This window comes from Actinomadura sp. NTSP31, assembly GCF_041951385.1.
Lineage (GTDB): Bacteria > Actinomycetota > Actinomycetes > Streptosporangiales > Streptosporangiaceae > Spirillospora > Spirillospora napierensis.
In genome coordinates, this window is the sequence record NZ_JBGNUT010000035.1 from 22,555 (window position 1) to 37,434 (window position 14,880).

Consider the following 14,880-nt stretch of genomic DNA (forward strand, 5'->3'; position numbering starts at 1 on the left):
CGGTGAGCCTGGCGTTTATCAAAGAGAGGAAGGGCGCGATGACATCCGGTGGGGCTCGGGACGTGTGGACGGCGCGGGAAAACGCCATGGAGCTTCTGGGGGCGCTCACGCTTCCGGGAATTGAGCGTTCCGTCCCTTATGTTCGGCTTTTTCTGCGGGATACGTTCGTTCCCGGGTACGTCGCGCCCGGTGACGAGCTGCTGGCGGACATGGCGCTGGTGGTGGACGAGCTGGCGGCGAACGGGATCCGGCACACCGCGTCCGGCAAGGGCGGGAAGTTCACGATTTCGCTGTGGGCCGGACGGGGCGTGCTGCGCGCCGAGGTGACCGACGATGGCGCGAACGGTGCACGGCCGGTGGTGCGGACGGTGCCGGAGGGCGAGAGCGGCCGGGGCCTCCACATCGTCGGGGCGCTCGCGTCGCGATGGGGGTACCGCCCGGAAGGCGCCGGCACCACCGTGTGGGCCGAGTTCCGGGTCGGAGGCGGCAGGCCGCAGGGCTGACCGCCTCATCGTCGCGCTACTGCCACCCCGTGCGGGCTCTCAGCCATTCGATGGCCGCGGTGCCCTGGGCGGTCTGGAAGTCGCGGAGGGTGGGCAGGCCGGGCGGTGGTGGTTGGCGGCCCTGCCGGATGAGGAAACCCGCCCAGGCGACGAGGGCGGTCGTCACCGCGTCGGGGTCGGCGTCCTGGGTGAGCGGGTGGGCGGCGAAGAGCGGTTCGCAGGGCGGGCCGCCTTGCATGCGCACGCTGGGGAGGAACAGCAGCAGGTCGAACCAGGGCGCGGCCGTGCAGGCCCAGGGCCAGTCGACGACGACCACCCGGTCGGGTGTGAGGAGGAGGTTGTCGGCGCGCAGGTCGGCGTGGGCCAGGGTGGTGCCGTGGACGGCGGCGGGCCAGGCGGGCTCCATGGCCGCCAGTCGCGGCAGGTTCCGGGCCGCCCACGGGTCCAGGCCGGTCAGGTCGTCGTCGCCCTGGCGGTGGGCGTCGGCGAGGAGGCGCCATCCGCGGAACTCGTCGGCGAAGCGGGTCTCGGCGGACGGGGCGCGGACGGGGGCGGGCGTCAGGCTGCGGGCCAGGTCGTCCACGGCGGTCAGGACCCGGTCGAGTTCCGCGCCGATCCAGGGCTGTGCCGGAGGCGCGCCGTCCACGTCCTCGAACAGCAGGACCACCCAGCCTTCGCGGTCGAACGACCCGAGGAACGCGGGCGCGGGCGCGTGGGCGGGCAGCGCGGCGGCGATGGACGCCTCTGATCGGTGGATGTCCGGGCTGTCGGGATTGGGGTGCGGGCCGACGGCCTTGACGAAGGCGCGGCGGCCGTCGGCGAGCCGCAGCCGGGCGGCCACGCCCGGGGAGAACCCGCCGTGCTGGGTGGCCGCCTCGGTGACGCGTCCGCCGAGGGCCTCCTCGACGGCTGTGCGGAGGGCGGTGGGGACGGCCGTCCAGGGCAGGCGTTCACCTGCGGCGGGCGGCGGCGTGGCGGGCGTGGCATCAAGAGACATCTCCGCATGCTGCCGACGGGACCGAGCGGGCGCAACGGATTTCCGATCTGTCAATCGGCTGACAAGGGAGCGCCGCGAAGTTGGTTGTGAGCTTCATTACATGAGCGGCAAGGGTGGGTGACAGTTTCCGGCAACCACCCCAAGGCCGGAGGTCGCCCGATGAGCACGCTCAGTCGCCGATCGTTTCTGCAGGTGTCCGCGGGGAGCGGACTGGCCGTCGCGCTGGGCGGAGCGCTGGGGCGTCCGGCGGTCGCGGAAGGCCGGACGGACTACAAGGCGATCGTGGTCGGCTCCGGTTTCGGCGGGTCGATCAGCGCCTGCCGGCTCGGGCAGGCGGGCGTCGACACGCTCGTTTTGGAACGCGGGCAGGAATGGGTGCCCGACCCGCAGAAGGCCGTGTTCGGATCCCAGCTGAACTACAGCGAGAAGATGTTCTGGTTCCGCACCTACGCGGACTGGCCGATGGTGCTGCCGTTCCCGATGACGCCGTACGCGGGCGTCATGGAGGTCTCGAACGAGAAGAACCTCAACATCGGGTGCGGGTCGGGGCTCGGCGGCGGGTCGCTGGTCTACACGTGCGCGACCGTCGCGCCGCCGCAGAAGTACTTCGAGAAACTGTTCCCGGCCGCCATCACCTACCAGGAGATGACGTCGAAGTGGTATCCGAAGGTGCGGTCGGTCCTGAAGCCGAGCGTGATGCCGGACGATATTTACGGGTCGGCGCCGTTCACGCATTCGCGGGTGTGGGACCAGCACGTCGCGAAGGCCGGATACACCTCCGAGAAGCTGATGTCGATGTTCAACTGGGACGTCATCCGGAAGGAGCTGGCCGGAACGGTGCGGCCGTCGGCCATCGCGGGGGAAACCGACTTCGGGTGCAGTGACGGCGCCAAGAACAGCCTGACGGTGAACTACATCCCGGCGGCGAAGGCCACGGGCAGGGTGCAGTTCCAGACGATGAGCGAGGTGCAGTCCATCGGCGTCGGGACGGACGGCCGGTACCGGCTGGCGGTCCGGCATCTCGACACCGCGGGCAAGACCCTCGACACCGTCGAGTACACCTGCGACATGCTGTTCCTGTGCGCCGGGACGCTCAACACCAACCGGCTGCTCGTCGCGGCGCGGGAGACCGGCGCGCTGCCCGACCTGGACGCCTCGGTGGGCACGGGATTCGGGGACAACGGCGACCAGTACGCGGGCTACAGCTACGCGGGCCCCGCCGGGCCGAGCCAGGGGTCGCCGAGCGCGTCCACGATCTTCGTGGACGGGGAGTTCGACCTGCCGATCCGGGTGGAGAGCTGGCAGCTGATCGAGGCGCAGGGGCTGCCGATCGTGCAGACGCTGGTGATGACCGCCGACCTGGAGAACCGGGCCTCGTTCGTCTACGACAAGGCGAGCAAGAAGGTGCAGCTGACGGACTGGGCGGGCAAGGCGGACGCGGCGGCGAAGTCGGCGTCGGGCTGGGTGGACAAGGTGATGCACGCCAATGCCGACGCGATCCCGATCTCGGTGCGGTGGCCGGCGACGCTGACCGCGCACCCGCTGGGCGGCTGCGTGCTCGGCAGGTCGTCCGACCTGTACGGGCGGGTGAAGGGCTACAAGGGCCTGTACGCGCTGGACGGGTCGATGATCCCGGGCAGCGTCGGCGGCGCCAACCCGTCGTTCACGATCGCGGCCCTTGCCGAGCGCGGCATCGCCGACATCATCGCCAAGTCCGGCTGACGGCCGCCGGGGCGCCCGCGCGGGTACGGGGGCGGGCGCCCGGACGGGCCGGCGGTCAGGCGTTCGGCGGCAGCGCCGTGCCCGCGCCGCGGCGCCGGACGGACACCGTCTCGGCGCGGCGGTGCTCGGGCATGCTGGGCGTGTCGGCGCCCTCCACCTCGAAGCCCAGGTCCTCGATCATCTCCAGGTCGGCCTTGCCGGCCTGGCCCTCGCTGGTCAGGTAGTCGCCCAGGAAGATCGAGTTGACGATCTGCAGGGCGAGCGGCTGCAGGCTGCGCAGGTGGATCTCGCGGCCGCCGGCGAGCCGGACCTCCACGTCCGGGTTGACGAACCGGACCATCGCCAGGATGCGCAGGCAGCGCTGCGGCGTCAGCGTCCACCGCTCGGCGAGCGGGGTGCCGTCGAACGGGATGAGGAAGTTGACGGGGACGGAGTCGACGCCGAGGTCGCGGAGGGCGAACGCGACATCGACGAGGTCCTCGTCGGTCTCCCCCATGCCGGCGATCAGCCCGGAGCACGGGGACAGGCCCGCGTCCTTCGACTTCCGGACGGTGTCCTGGCGGTCGCTGAAGTCGTGCGTGGAGCAGATGTCGGCGTAGACGCCCTCGGAGGTGTTGAGGTTGTGGTTGTAGGCGTGCGCGCCGGCCTCGGCGAGCCGCTCGCCCTGGCCGTCGCGGAGCAGGCCGAGGCAGGCGCAGATCTCCACGTCGCCGCGCTCCTTGATCGCGGCGATGGTGTCGGCGACGCGCTCGACGTCCCGGTCGGTGGGGCCCCGGCCGCTGGCGACCAGGCAGACGCGCTTGGCGCCCGCCGCCATCCCGGCCGCGGCGGCGTCGGCGGCCTCCGCGGGCTTCAGCCAGGTGTACTTGAGGACGTCGGCCTCGGAGCCGAGCCGCTGCGAGCAGTACGAGCAGTCCTCCGGGCACAGTCCGGACTTGAGGTTGACCAGGTAGTTCAGCTTGACCCGGCGGCCGAACCAGTGCCGGCGCACGCGGCCGGCGGCGGCCACCACGTCGAGGATGTCGTCGTCGGACGTCGCCAGCACCGCCAGCGCCTCGTCCCGCGTCGGCGGCTCGCGCCGCAGTCCCTTACCGGCCAGGGTCTCGAGAAGGCTCATGGCAGACGATCCTTTCAGAACCGTTGTGCGGTGCTAATGACCAGGGCCGACAAACCGGGACGATCGCGGTTTGTACGAGGCCCCGCCGGGTGCCGGACGGTCAGCGCTGCGTCGTCCAGTTCCGGGTGACCTCCTCGGCGGCGTCGCGGACGAGCACCCGGTACCGCTCGACCGCCTCCGGGGTGAAGCGGTGCCGGGGCCCGCAGACGCTGATCGAGCCGTGCACCTCGCCGTCCGGGCCGAACAGCGGCGCGGCGACCGACCCGGCGTCGGCCTGCCGCTCGCCGAGCGAGACGCCGACGCCCTCGCGGGCGGTCTCGGCGAGCTGGCCGCGCAGCGCCGCCACGTCGGTGACGGTGCCGGGCGTCAGCGCGGCCAGCGGGCGCGCCAGCAGCGCCTCGCGGCGCTCCGCGGGCAGGAACGCGAGGATCACCTTGCCCGAGGAGCCCGCGTGCAGCGGGAACCGGCGGCCGACCTCGACGGTCATCTTCACCTCGTGCGGGCTCTCGAACTGGTCGAGGTAGACCCGCTCGTCGGCGACCAGCCCGGACAGCGTCGTCGTCTCGCCGGTCTCGTCGCGCAGCCGGCGCAGCACCGGCGCGGCGGCGTTGCGGACGTTGAACCGGCGCAGCGCGCTGACCCCGAGCGCGACGGCGGCGGGCCCGAGCCGGTACCCGCCGGGGTCGGTCTCCAGCATCTCGCGCGACACCAGCGACCGCAGGATGCGGTGCACGACGGCCTTGGAGATGCCGAGCTCGCGGCTGATCGCGCTGACGCCGAGGTACTGCGGCCCTCCGGCGAACAGCAGCAGCACGTCGGCGACCCGCCCGGCCACCTCGGTCCCGGAGGACTGCCGTTCCGCGGTCTCGTTGGTCACCCGATGATCCTAGGAGCCGTCAGCGGCCGCGGCGCAGGTACTTGCCGACCGGGTCGCCGAGCACCTTCCCGTCCGCGTACACGTGGTTGCCGCGCACGAAGGTGTCGGTCACCCGCGCGGTCATCGGGAAGCCCTCGAACGGCGTGTACTCCTGCGCGGACTCGGAGTCGGCGGCGCGGACCGTCCAGGACACGTCCGGGTCGATGAGCGCGATGTCGGCGTCGTAGCCCTCGGCGATGGTGCCCTTGGTGAGCAGGCCGTAGCGGCGGGCCGGGTTCCAGGAGGTCAGCTGCGCGACGCGCTGGAGCGGCAGGCCGCGCTTGAGGCCCTCGCCGACCAGGCCCGGCAGCAGGTACTCGGCACCGCCGAACCCGGACTTGGCCAGGAAGACGTCGTCGCGGTCGGCGCCGAACTTCATCTCGTCGCGGCAGCAGGCGTGGTCGCTGACGATCCAGTCGACCTCGCCGGCCAGGACGTGCCGCCACAGCGCCTCGACGTCCTCGCGCTCGCGCAGCGGCGGGTTGACCTTGCCGCCCAGGCCGTGCGCGGTGTCGACGTCGGCGAGCAGGTGCCCGATGGTGACCTCGCGGCGGAAGTCGATGTGCGGGAACGCCGACGCCATGGTCAGCGCCGCCGACAGCGCCTTCTCCGACGACAGGTGCAGCAGGTTGATGTTGGGCAGGCCCGTCTCGTGCGCCAGGTAGGAGGCGATGGTGACGGCGAGTCCCTCGGAGTGCGGCGGGCGCGACGCGCTGTAGGCGCGCAGCCCGGTCAGCTTGCCCTCCTGCTCGACCAGCTTGGTGTACGCCGTCATGATCTCGGCGGTCTCGCAGTGCAGCGACAGCGAGATGTGGTCGGCGTAGTCCGACAGCTGCTCGCGGGCCTTCTGGATGCCGCGCATGACGAACTCGAAGTGCGCGATGTCGTACCGCTCGTCCGGCGGCGTCATCAGGAACTCGCTCTGGCTGGTGGAGCGGCCGTGCAGCCCGTGGCTGCCGTAGAACATGAAGATCTTGAACGAGGTGACGCCGTGCTCCTCGACGAGGTACGGGATCTCCTCGATGTGCTCGGCCATCATCGGCGCCAGGTGGAACGCGTAGTCGACGTAGGCGTTGCCGTTCGCGGCGCTCAGCACCTCGGGGAAGAACTCGCGGTACGGGCCGCCCTTGTTCAGGTAGTACTGGCCGGTGCGCATGTAGGTCAGCGACGTGGTGACGCCGCCCTGCGCGCTGGCGCGGCTCTCCGAGCGGGTGTCGGTGGCCAGCTCGTTGTAGATGCCCCAGTGCTGGTGCGCGTCCACGACGCCGGGGAACGCCAGCTTGCCGCCGCCGTCGACCACCGTCGCGGCGTCGTCCTCGGGGAGGTCGGGCGCAAGGCGGACGATGGTGCCGTCGTTGACGGCGATGTCGAGGCGCTCGGGCTCGGCGCCCTCGGGTGCGTCGGGACGGACCACCCGCACGTTCTTGAGCAGCAGCTCGGTCGTTGCCATGAGATCTCCTTGATGTCGTGGGGTGGTCAGGGGGTGCGGCGGCGGGCGACGTCGCCGGCCGCCAGGTAGGCGAGCCCGAAGGCGGGCAGCAGGCCGTTGCCGGGCAGGTAGCCGTCGGCGCCGTGGCCGGAGATCCCGGCCGCCGCGCCGCCCGCCGCGTACAGGCCGGGAATGGGGCGGCCGTCGCGGTCGACGACGGCGGCGTCCTCGTTGACGATCAGCCCGCCCTGGGTGTGGAACAGGGCCGGGACGACCCGGACGGCCGCGTACGGCGCGGCGAGCGGGCGCTCCCAGTTGGTGCGGCCGTGCTCGTCGGCGCGCTCGCCGCGCGCGACGGCGGCGGCGGTCTCCAGTTCGGCGGCGAGGGCCCCGGCGGGCAGGCCGGTGGCCTTGGCGAGGCCGTCGGCGTCGTCGGCCCAGACCAGCACGCCGGACTCGACGGTGTCGCGGAAGTCCTTGAACGGCTCGCACTGGTGGAAGATCGTCTCGTCCAGGACGATCCAGCCGGTCGCGCCGGACCGGGCGGCGAGCTCGGCGGCGTACTCGGAGTAGCCGCGGGTCTCGTCGCCGAACCGGCGGCCCTCCAGGTCCACCATGATCGCGCCGTGGATGATCGTCGCCCAGCCGACCAGGGTGCCCGCGCCGGCGGCGACGGCGCCGTGGCCCTGGTAGGCGTCGAGGTAGCCGGTGGCGGCGCCGAGGCCGCCGCCGATCCGCAGCGCGTCGCCGAGCGACTGGTCGCTGCCCTGGTAGAGGGCGTCCGCGATCTCCGGCAGGTGGCGGCGGACGAGGTCCTGGTCGGCGCCGAACCCGTTGGTGGCCAGCAGGACCGCCCGGGTCGGGATCTCCTCCTCCGTCCCGTCGGGATACCGGACGACGGCCGCGCGGACGGCACCGTCCCCGTCCGTCACCACGTTGGTGAGCTTGGCGGGGACGAGCAGGTCGATGTTCGGGTGCGCGCGGGCGCGGCGGGCCAGGTGGTCGATCACGGTGGAGCCGTGCCGCCCGGGGACGGAGTGGCAGCGCGTGACCGAGTGGCCCGGGTAGTTGAAGTCGGTGACCAGATCGAGGGGCAGCTCCACCGCGTCGGCGAGCCACTCCACCAGCGGCGCGCTGACCTGCGCGAGCGTGCGGGCGAGCCGGGCGTCGGCCTTGCCCTTGGTCTTGGCCATGATGTCGTCGACGAACCGGTCCGGCGAGTCGTCCACGCCCTGCTCCGCCTGCCAGCGCGAACCCGCGCCGGGGAACATCGCGGTGGACATCGAGGTGTTGTTCCCGCGCCGGAAATGCTCGCTGGCCTCCACGACGACGACGCTCAGGCCCAGCTCGGCGGCGCGCAGCGCCCCGGCGAGACCGCCGCCGGCGCCCGCCACGACGAGATCGATGTCGGTCACGCGTTCCTCCCGGCGACAAGGACCTCCAGCGCGAGCGCGGTCGGGTCGACGACCTCCGCCTTGAAGCGGCCCTCCTCCACGTCCACGGCGGAGCAGCCGTTGATCACGGCGGCGGCGCCCTGCGCGGCGAGCGCGTCCACGGCCGCGCCGAGCGCGGCGTTCCACGTCTCCCCCTCGGCGACGGCGTCGAACGGCAGTTCCAGCACGGCGATCCCGGCGACGTAGGCGTCCAGCCCGTAGGCCTTGAGGCGGCGGCCCAGCTCCGCGCCGATCGCCTCGTTGCGCACCACGGCACCGAAACGGACATTCTTCGCAGCAAGCGCCATGCTACTCAGCCTCAGCAGCCCGATGACCGGAACGCGCTGGTCAGCGGGCCCGTCCGGGACGGCCGGGTCGAGCACGCAGTCGGGGAACAGGACGTCCCAGCCCTCACCGGCGGCGGCCAGGGCCGCGGCGACCTCGCGCTCGGAGACCCGGATCGACTCCTCGTCGTCCAGCGATCCGGGCGCGCCGGGGCCGACGTCGCGCAGCTCGATCGTCAGGCCGTCCGGGGCGAGCCGGTCGTAGCGGGCCTGCCGCCGGGCGATCTCCTCCGGCGGCAGATGGATCGGGGTCACGGCCAAAGCGCGCATCAACTCAGCTCCTTCTCAACGGTTCCGCCGGCCAGGCCGCGCAGCGCGTCGCCGGCGCGGGGCAGGTCCGGCAGGTCACGGGCGACCTCGGCGGCCCGGTCGACCAGGGCGGCGCGGCCGGGCAGCCACGCCTTGAGCATCCGGACGACGTCCCGCTCGTCCAGCGGCTCGTGGTCGGCGTCGCCGACCGGGTTCGGCTGCTCGCGGGTGAGGGACGTCCCGTCGTCCAGCTCGATCGTGACGCGGGCGGCGCGCTCGGCGGGCAGCCGCGCGGTCAGGTCGTCGGCGGCGGCGAGGCGGACGCGGCGGGCGAGGGCGCGCAGCGCCGGGCCGCCGAGCCGGGCGGCGTCGGAGGCCCGCGGCCCGACCTCGCCGTCCAGCACCGCGGTGGCGACCACGAACGGCGTGGAGAACATCGCCGACAGCCGGTTGTCCCATTCGGGCGACCCGAGCCCGGCGCCGAGCGCGTGGGTCTCGACGAGGATCCCGGTGATCCGGGCCGGGTCGAGGCCCGCGCGCAGCGGCAGCACCGCGTCGGCGGCCGGGTGGGTGAACGAGCAGGAGGCGTGCCGCTTGAAGTAGCCGCGGGTGATGTCCCACCGCTCGCCGAGGCCGTCCGTGAGCTCGCCGGGGTCGAACCCGCCGAGCAGGTCGCCGAGCGAGCCGGCGGCCGTGCCGGTGTCGCGGGCGAGCCCGGCGGCGGCCATCCGCGCCGCGACCAGGCCGGACATGTTGGACGCGCCCATCCACGCGTCGCGCACCGGGTTCCCGTCCGTGGCGGACGAGAAGTGCCCCGCGACCGGCAGCCCGGCGCCGGTGTCGATCGCCGCGGCGGTCGCCTCGGGGCCGAGGCGCAGCAGCCGGGCGCAGCCGGCGGCGGCGCCCGCGACGCCCCAGCTGCCGTGCGGGTGCGCGCCCGGCCGCAGCGAGGTCGCCCGCCCGAACCGGGACGCGACCTCGTAGGCGGCCAGCAGCGCGGCGGCGGTGTCCGGGCCGGTCGCGTCGAGCTCGGACGCCAGCGCCAGCACGGCCGGGAACCCGTGCGCCGCCGGATGCCCCTTGGCGTACTTGTTGCCCTCGTCCAGCTCCAGCGAGACCAGCGCCATCGCGTTCAGCCAGGCGGCCGCGTCGACGGTGACGGAGCGGCCCGCCCCGATCAGCGGGGCCGGGCCGTCCGGAGCGTGCCAAGCCGACCGCAGCGCGGCCTGCTCGTCCAGCGCCGCGCCGAGCGCGGTGACGCCGAGGACGTCCAGCAGGACGAGCGAGAGCCGGTCGAGCACCGGGCGCGGCACTTCCGCGGTGTCCAGACGGGCGGCCCACTCCCCCAGCCGCGCCGTCGCGTCCTTCGCTTCGGTGTTCACAGTCCCAGGTAGGCCTTCCTGACTTCGGCGGATCCGGCCAGCTCGGCGCCGGTCCCGTGCAGCACGGTCGAGCCGCTCTCCATGACGTAGGCGCGGTCGGCGATGCCGAGCGCCTGCTTGGCGTTCTGCTCGACCAGCAGCACCGCGACGCCGGTGTCGCGGATCGCCTTGACCGCGTCGAGCACCGCCCAGGTGAGCTTGGGCGACAGGCCGGTGGACGGCTCGTCCAGCATCAGCAGCTTCGGGCGGGCCATCAGCGCGCGGCCGATCGCGAGCATCTGCTGCTGCCCGCCGGAGAACGTCTGCGCGACCGTGGCGCGGCGCTCGGCGAGGACGGGGAACAGCTCGAAGACCTCGCGCATGGCCTGGTCGATCTCGGCGGCGGGCCGCGTCCAGGCGCCCATCCGCAGGTTCTCCTCGACGGTGAGCGTCCCGAACAGCGCCCGGTCCTCGGGGACGTGCACCAGCCCGTCGCGGACGAGTTGGTCGGGACGGCGGCCGTCGGTGGACGCGCCGCCGAACGTGATCGTGCCGGAGGTCGCGCGCAGCTGCCCGCAGACGGCCCGCAGCGTGGTCGTCTTGCCCGCGCCGTTCGCGCCGACCAGCGCGACGATCTCGCCGGCGCCGACCTCCAGGTCGATCTCGTGCAGGATCTGCATGCGGCCGTAGCCGGCGCAGAGCTTGTCAATCCTCAGCATCGCCGGGCTCCTCTCCGAGGTAGGCCTCGATCACCCGGGGGTCGGAGGTGACGTGCTCGGCGGAGCCGGTGGCCAGCACCTGGCCCTGGTCCAGGACGAGCACCCGGTCCGACAGCCGCATGACGGCGGCCATGATGTGCTCGATGAACAGCAGCGTCGTCCCGTCCTCCTCGCGCAGCGCGGCGAGCAGGTCGAGGACGGGTTCGCGTTCGGCGGGGACGAGGCCGGCGAGCACCTCGTCCAGCAGCAGCACCTTCGGCCGCATCGCCAGGGCGCGGGCCAGTTCGAGGCGCTTGAGGCCGGCGGTCGGCAGCTCCGTCGCCGGGCGGTGCGCCCACGGGCCGAGGCCGACGCGCTCCACCACCTCCATCGCCTCACCGCGCAGCTTGCGCAGCGGCCGGCGGCGGTGCTGGGCGGCCAGGCCGACGTTCTCCAGGACGGTCATGCTCCCGAACGGCCGCATCAGCTGGAACGTGCGGACCATGCCCGCGCGGGCGATCCGGTGCGGCGCGGCGCCGGTGACGTCCTTGCGGCCGAACACGACCCGGCCGGTGTCCGGCGCGATCGCGCCGCTGATCACGTTGAACAGGGTCGTCTTGCCGGCGCCGTTCGGGCCGATGATGCCGAGGATCTCGCCCGGCTCCACCTCGAACCCGACCTCCGACAGGGCGCGCAGGCCCCGGAAGTCCTTGCCGACACCGTCGACGTCCAGCAGTTTCACCGCCGCCACCTCGCTTGGATCGTGCCGACGATGCCCTTCGGCAGCACCCGGACGATCAGGATGAGCAGGACCGCGTACAGCGCGACGTCCAGGCCGCTGCGGCCCTGCAGGAAGTTCAGGAAGTCGGGGGGCGTGCGCAGCAGCGTCGCCGTCAGGTCCGACAGCGACCCGAGGATGATCGCGCCGACGACCGGGCCCCAGATGGTGCCGATCCCGCCGATGACCACGGTCGCGATCGCCTGGATCGACACCGACGAGCCGAACGCCAGGTCCGGGTTCACGAACAGGTAGTACTGCGTGTAGAACGCGCCGGCGACCGCGGTGATCGCCGCCGACAGCGCGACGGTGATCAGCTTGTAGCGCATCACCGGGGTGCCGAGCGCGGCGGCGGCCACCTCGTCGTCGCGGATCGCGGTGACGTAGCGTCCCGTCCGCGAGTGCAGGAACAGGATGCTGACCAGCGCGGCGATCCCGGCGAGGGCGAGCGCGACCCAGAAGTAGGCGTGCGAGTCCGCCGGGAACTGGATCTTCCACAGCGAGGAGCCCTGGATCAGCGGGACGCTGAACCCGACGGCCTTGTTGGTGAAGTCGGTGGTGGTGGCGACCAGCCGCAGCATCTCGGCGAACGCGAACGTCGCGAGGGCGAAGTAGGCGCCGCGCAGCTTGTAGCGGAACGCGAAGTAGCCGATGACCACGGCGACGGCCGCGGCCACCGCCATCCCGGCGAGCATCCCGATCCACGGCGACACGTCGTGCTTCACCAGCAGGTACGCGCTGGTGTAGGCGCCGAGGCCGAAGAACGCGGCGTGCCCGAAGCTGAACATCCCGCCGAACCCGCTCATCACGTTCCAGCCGATCGCCATCAGCAGGAAGATCAGGATGCGCACCGCCACCGCGCCCATCGCGGGCGGCAGCACGAGCGGCAGCGGGATTGCGACGACCAGCAGCACGGCGAGGACGATCAGCTGCCGGTTCTGCGGGCGCAGCGGCGGCGCCTTGACCGGCCCGGCAGCGCGGCCCGTCTCCCGCCCGCCGGCGATGGTGATATCGGTCATGACCTTCTCCCGAACAACCCCTGAGGCCGCAGGAACAGCACGACCAGGAACACGACGAACACCCCGAGCAGCGAGCTCTGCCCGCCCATGTAGATGGTGGTGAGCTGCTCGACCAGCCCGATCAGCAGGCCGCCGACCAGCGCGCCCGCGACGTTGCCCATCCCGCCGAGCACCACCACCACGAACGCGGTGATGTTGAACTGGTCGCCGAGCGTCGGCGTGACGGTCACCAGCGGCGCGGCCAGCACGGCGGCGGCGCCGGCGCAGGCCGTCCCGATCGCGAACGTGAGCGTGTGGACGCGGCGGACGTTCACGCCGACCAGCTCGGCGCCCTGCCCGTTCGCGGCGACCGCGCGGATCGCGGTGCCGAACCGGGTGCGGCGCAGCAGGTAGAACAGCACCGCGCCGATCAGGATCGCGCCGGCGAAGGCGTACAGCCGGCCGCCGGTCACCACCGCGCCGAACAGCGAGAACTGGAAGTCGCCGGGCAGCGCGACGCTCTTGGGCTCGGCGCCGAAGAACATCAGCAGCCCGTTCTCCAGCAGCAGCGACAGCCCGAGGGTGATCAGCAGCTGGTTCTCCAGCGTCGCGCCGCCCGAGCCGCCGAGCAGCCCGCGGTGCACGACCGCGCCGATGAGGAACAGCGCGGGCACCGCGATGACGAGGGTGAGGTAGGGGTGCAGGCCCGTGCCCTGCACCACCCCGAAGGCGATGAACATCGCGACGGCCAGCAGGGCGCCGTGCGCGAAGTTGACGATGTCCAGCACGCCGAAGATCAGCGTGAGGCCCATCGCGATGAGCCCGTACAGCCCGCCGGTCAGCAGGCCGGTGACCACCGACTGCCAGACGACCAGGCCGCTGCCGGACCGGATCAGCGCGACCGCGATGGCGATCGCGACCAGGCCGCCGGTGAGGGCGGCGCGCTTGAGGACGGGGCCGCTGAGGGCCGCCGCTCTGATGTTCGCAGTTGTGTCGCTCATGGCCGCCACGTCACCGAGTAGTTGGGCTGGGATTCGGCCTTGTCCTGGGGATAGACCTGCTTGATCTGCCCGTTCTGCACCTGCATCAGGACGGGCAGCGCGTTCTTGTTGTCGCCGTTGGGCGCGAAGGCGATCGGCCCGGTGCCGACGGTCAGCGGCTGGACCCGCGACGCGGCGATCGCGGCGCGGACCTTCTCCGGGTCGGTGCTCGCCGCCCGCTCCACGCCCTGCGCGATCACCTGGACGGCGTCGTAGGCGAGGACGGCGCCGGTCCGCATCGGCGCGCCGTAGCGCTTCTGGTACTCGGCGCGCAGCTCGGCCGTCGCGGGGTTCTTCGCGTCGTAGTGGTAGTTGGTGCTGAAGTAGCGCTCGCCGAGCGAGCCGACGTCGCTGACGAACTTGGGCTGGTCGAACGCGCCGTCCGACACGCCCCACACCGCGTTCAGGTTCGGCTTGACCGCGTTGATCGCCTTGGCGGCGAGGAGCCCGTCGCGGTAGTAGCCGGCGACGGCCAGCACGTCCGCGCCGGACGCCTTGACCTGGGTGATCTGCGCGGTGAGGTCGGACGCGGTCACCGCGTCGTAGCTGATGTTCGGGCCGACCTGGATGCCGAGTTTCTTCGCCGCCTTGGCGAACGCCTCGGCGGCGCCGCTGCCGAAGTCGGTCTGCTCGTGCAGGAACGCCACCTTCTTGACGGGCTTGCCCGCCTTCTCCGAGACCTCCTTGAGGTAGCGGGCCGCCGCGTCCGCGATCGCCGCGCTGCCCGGCTGCACCCGGAACGAGTACCGGTAGCCGTGCGAGAAGATCGCGTCCGACGCGGTGACGTCCATGACGAACGGGACGCGGTTGCGCTCGGCGACCACGGACACGTTCGTGCTGACGGCGCTCTGGTAGGTGCCGACGAGGCCGACCGCGCCCTCGGAGATGAGGCGCTGCGCCTCGCTCTGGCCGACCTCCGCCTTGCCCTGGGTGTCGCCGGTCTCCAGCTCCACCTTGCGGCCGCCGAGGGACTTGATGCCCCCGGCGGCGTTGAGGGCCTCGACCGCCATCTGCGCGCCGCGCCGCATCTGCTGGCCGTCGACCGCGTTGGCGCCGCTGACCGGGTGCAGGGCGCCGATCCTGACCGGGCCGCTGTCGCGGCCGGCCGCGGCCCCGGCGGCGCCGGACGGCGCCGAGCCGCCGCAGCCGGCGGTCGCGGCCAGCAAGGCCGCGCACGCGCCGAGCCCGGCGACGAGCTTTCGAGCCGACATTCACCTCTCCTGCCTGCCCGGCGCAGGCTCTTCGAGATCGTTCCGCTAAGAGGAACGCCGGGCCACTGATGCGTCATCGTGGCA

Annotated in this window: 14 protein-coding genes; 2 read left to right on the top strand and 12 right to left on the bottom strand. The window is 72.7% G+C overall.

Annotated features, from left to right (window positions below; genetic code table 11):
* Nucleotides 1-2 precede the first annotated feature (2 nt).
* Nucleotides 3-503 carry an ATP-binding protein gene (locus tag ACA514_RS40270; RefSeq protein ID WP_375046574.1) on the top strand — a complete coding sequence of 167 codons (501 nt, stop codon included), beginning with the start codon at nucleotides 3-5 and terminating at the stop codon, nucleotides 501-503.
* 16 nt (nucleotides 504-519) lie between these two features.
* Here the strand turns inward: ACA514_RS40270 and ACA514_RS40275 are convergent, their stop codons facing one another.
* On the bottom strand, nucleotides 520-1,500 hold the full coding sequence (locus ACA514_RS40275; RefSeq protein WP_375046575.1) for an aminoglycoside phosphotransferase family protein: 981 nt from the start codon (nucleotides 1,498-1,500) through the stop codon (nucleotides 520-522).
* A gap of 159 nt (nucleotides 1,501-1,659) precedes the next feature.
* On the opposite strand from ACA514_RS40275, the gene ACA514_RS40280 reads away from it, so the two are divergent.
* On the top strand, nucleotides 1,660-3,222 hold the full coding sequence (locus tag ACA514_RS40280) for a GMC oxidoreductase (RefSeq protein WP_375046576.1): 1,563 nt from the start codon (nucleotides 1,660-1,662) through the stop codon (nucleotides 3,220-3,222).
* A 55-nt stretch (nucleotides 3,223-3,277) separates the two neighbouring features.
* On the opposite strand, the gene bioB is transcribed toward ACA514_RS40280, so the two are convergent.
* The 11 genes from bioB to ACA514_RS40335 all read right to left on the bottom strand — a co-directional run bounded on the left by bioB (nucleotide 3,278) and on the right by ACA514_RS40335 (nucleotide 14,796).
* Nucleotides 3,278-4,339: a biotin synthase BioB gene (gene bioB / locus ACA514_RS40285; RefSeq protein WP_375046577.1), complete on the bottom strand. Its 1,062-nt coding sequence runs from the start codon at nucleotides 4,337-4,339 to the stop codon at nucleotides 3,278-3,280.
* 100 nt (nucleotides 4,340-4,439) lie between these two features.
* Nucleotides 4,440-5,216 carry an IclR family transcriptional regulator gene (locus ACA514_RS40290; protein ID WP_375046578.1) on the bottom strand — a complete coding sequence of 259 codons (777 nt, stop codon included), beginning with the start codon at nucleotides 5,214-5,216 and terminating at the stop codon, nucleotides 4,440-4,442.
* Between the two features lie 19 nt (nucleotides 5,217-5,235).
* A complete protein-coding gene (locus tag ACA514_RS40295) occupies nucleotides 5,236-6,705 on the bottom strand; it encodes a dihydroorotase family protein (RefSeq protein WP_375046579.1) in 1,470 nt (489 codons plus the stop codon).
* A gap of 26 nt (nucleotides 6,706-6,731) precedes the next feature.
* The gene (locus ACA514_RS40300; protein WP_375046580.1) at nucleotides 6,732-8,099 is read right to left on the bottom strand and encodes an FAD-binding protein; all 1,368 of its coding nucleotides are present in this window, start codon (nucleotides 8,097-8,099) and stop codon (nucleotides 6,732-6,734) included.
* Nucleotides 8,096-8,731 carry an aspartate/glutamate racemase family protein gene (locus ACA514_RS40305; protein ID WP_375046581.1) on the bottom strand — a complete coding sequence of 212 codons (636 nt, stop codon included), beginning with the start codon at nucleotides 8,729-8,731 and terminating at the stop codon, nucleotides 8,096-8,098. Before ACA514_RS40305 ends, ACA514_RS40300 begins: the two co-directional genes overlap by 4 nt.
* Entirely contained in the window at nucleotides 8,731-10,092 is a 1,362-nt protein-coding gene (locus ACA514_RS40310; RefSeq protein WP_375046582.1) for an MmgE/PrpD family protein, read from the bottom strand. The genes ACA514_RS40305 and ACA514_RS40310 overlap by 1 nt, the downstream gene beginning before the upstream one ends.
* On the bottom strand, nucleotides 10,089-10,790 hold the full coding sequence (locus ACA514_RS40315) for an ABC transporter ATP-binding protein (protein ID WP_375046583.1): 702 nt from the start codon (nucleotides 10,788-10,790) through the stop codon (nucleotides 10,089-10,091). Before ACA514_RS40315 ends, ACA514_RS40310 begins: the two co-directional genes overlap by 4 nt.
* Nucleotides 10,777-11,511 (bottom strand): ABC transporter ATP-binding protein, encoded by a 735-nt coding sequence (locus tag ACA514_RS40320; protein WP_375046584.1) that lies wholly within the window; start codon nucleotides 11,509-11,511, stop codon nucleotides 10,777-10,779. The genes ACA514_RS40315 and ACA514_RS40320 overlap by 14 nt, the downstream gene beginning before the upstream one ends.
* On the bottom strand, nucleotides 11,508-12,566 hold the full coding sequence (locus ACA514_RS40325) for a branched-chain amino acid ABC transporter permease (RefSeq protein WP_375046585.1): 1,059 nt from the start codon (nucleotides 12,564-12,566) through the stop codon (nucleotides 11,508-11,510). The genes ACA514_RS40320 and ACA514_RS40325 overlap by 4 nt, the downstream gene beginning before the upstream one ends.
* A complete protein-coding gene (locus ACA514_RS40330) occupies nucleotides 12,563-13,546 on the bottom strand; it encodes a branched-chain amino acid ABC transporter permease (protein WP_375046586.1) in 984 nt (327 codons plus the stop codon). The genes ACA514_RS40325 and ACA514_RS40330 overlap by 4 nt, the downstream gene beginning before the upstream one ends.
* The gene (locus ACA514_RS40335; RefSeq protein ID WP_375046587.1) at nucleotides 13,543-14,796 is read right to left on the bottom strand and encodes an ABC transporter substrate-binding protein; all 1,254 of its coding nucleotides are present in this window, start codon (nucleotides 14,794-14,796) and stop codon (nucleotides 13,543-13,545) included. Before ACA514_RS40335 ends, ACA514_RS40330 begins: the two co-directional genes overlap by 4 nt.
* Between the last annotated feature and the right edge of the window lie 84 nt (nucleotides 14,797-14,880).

What these genes read in the sequence shown, in the direction of transcription:
- bioB (WP_375046577.1), bottom strand. Translation starts at nt 4,339, where the DNA reads ATGAGCCTTCTCGAGACCCTGGCCGGTAAGGGACTGCGGCGCGAGCCG.
- ACA514_RS40315 (WP_375046583.1), bottom strand. Translation starts at nt 10,790, where the DNA reads ATGCTGAGGATTGACAAGCTCTGCGCCGGCTACGGCCGCATGCAGATC.
- ACA514_RS40325 (WP_375046585.1), bottom strand. Translation starts at nt 12,566, where the DNA reads ATGACCGATATCACCATCGCCGGCGGGCGGGAGACGGGCCGCGCTGCC.
- ACA514_RS40305 (WP_375046581.1), bottom strand. Translation starts at nt 8,731, where the DNA reads ATGCGCGCTTTGGCCGTGACCCCGATCCATCTGCCGCCGGAGGAGATC.
- ACA514_RS40295 (WP_375046579.1), bottom strand. Translation starts at nt 6,705, where the DNA reads ATGGCAACGACCGAGCTGCTGCTCAAGAACGTGCGGGTGGTCCGTCCC.
- ACA514_RS40275 (WP_375046575.1), bottom strand. Translation starts at nt 1,500, where the DNA reads ATGTCTCTTGATGCCACGCCCGCCACGCCGCCGCCCGCCGCAGGTGAA.
- ACA514_RS40335 (WP_375046587.1), bottom strand. Translation starts at nt 14,796, where the DNA reads ATGTCGGCTCGAAAGCTCGTCGCCGGGCTCGGCGCGTGCGCGGCCTTG.
- ACA514_RS40330 (WP_375046586.1), bottom strand. Translation starts at nt 13,546, where the DNA reads ATGAGCGACACAACTGCGAACATCAGAGCGGCGGCCCTCAGCGGCCCC.
- ACA514_RS40280 (WP_375046576.1), top strand. Translation starts at nt 1,660, where the DNA reads ATGAGCACGCTCAGTCGCCGATCGTTTCTGCAGGTGTCCGCGGGGAGC.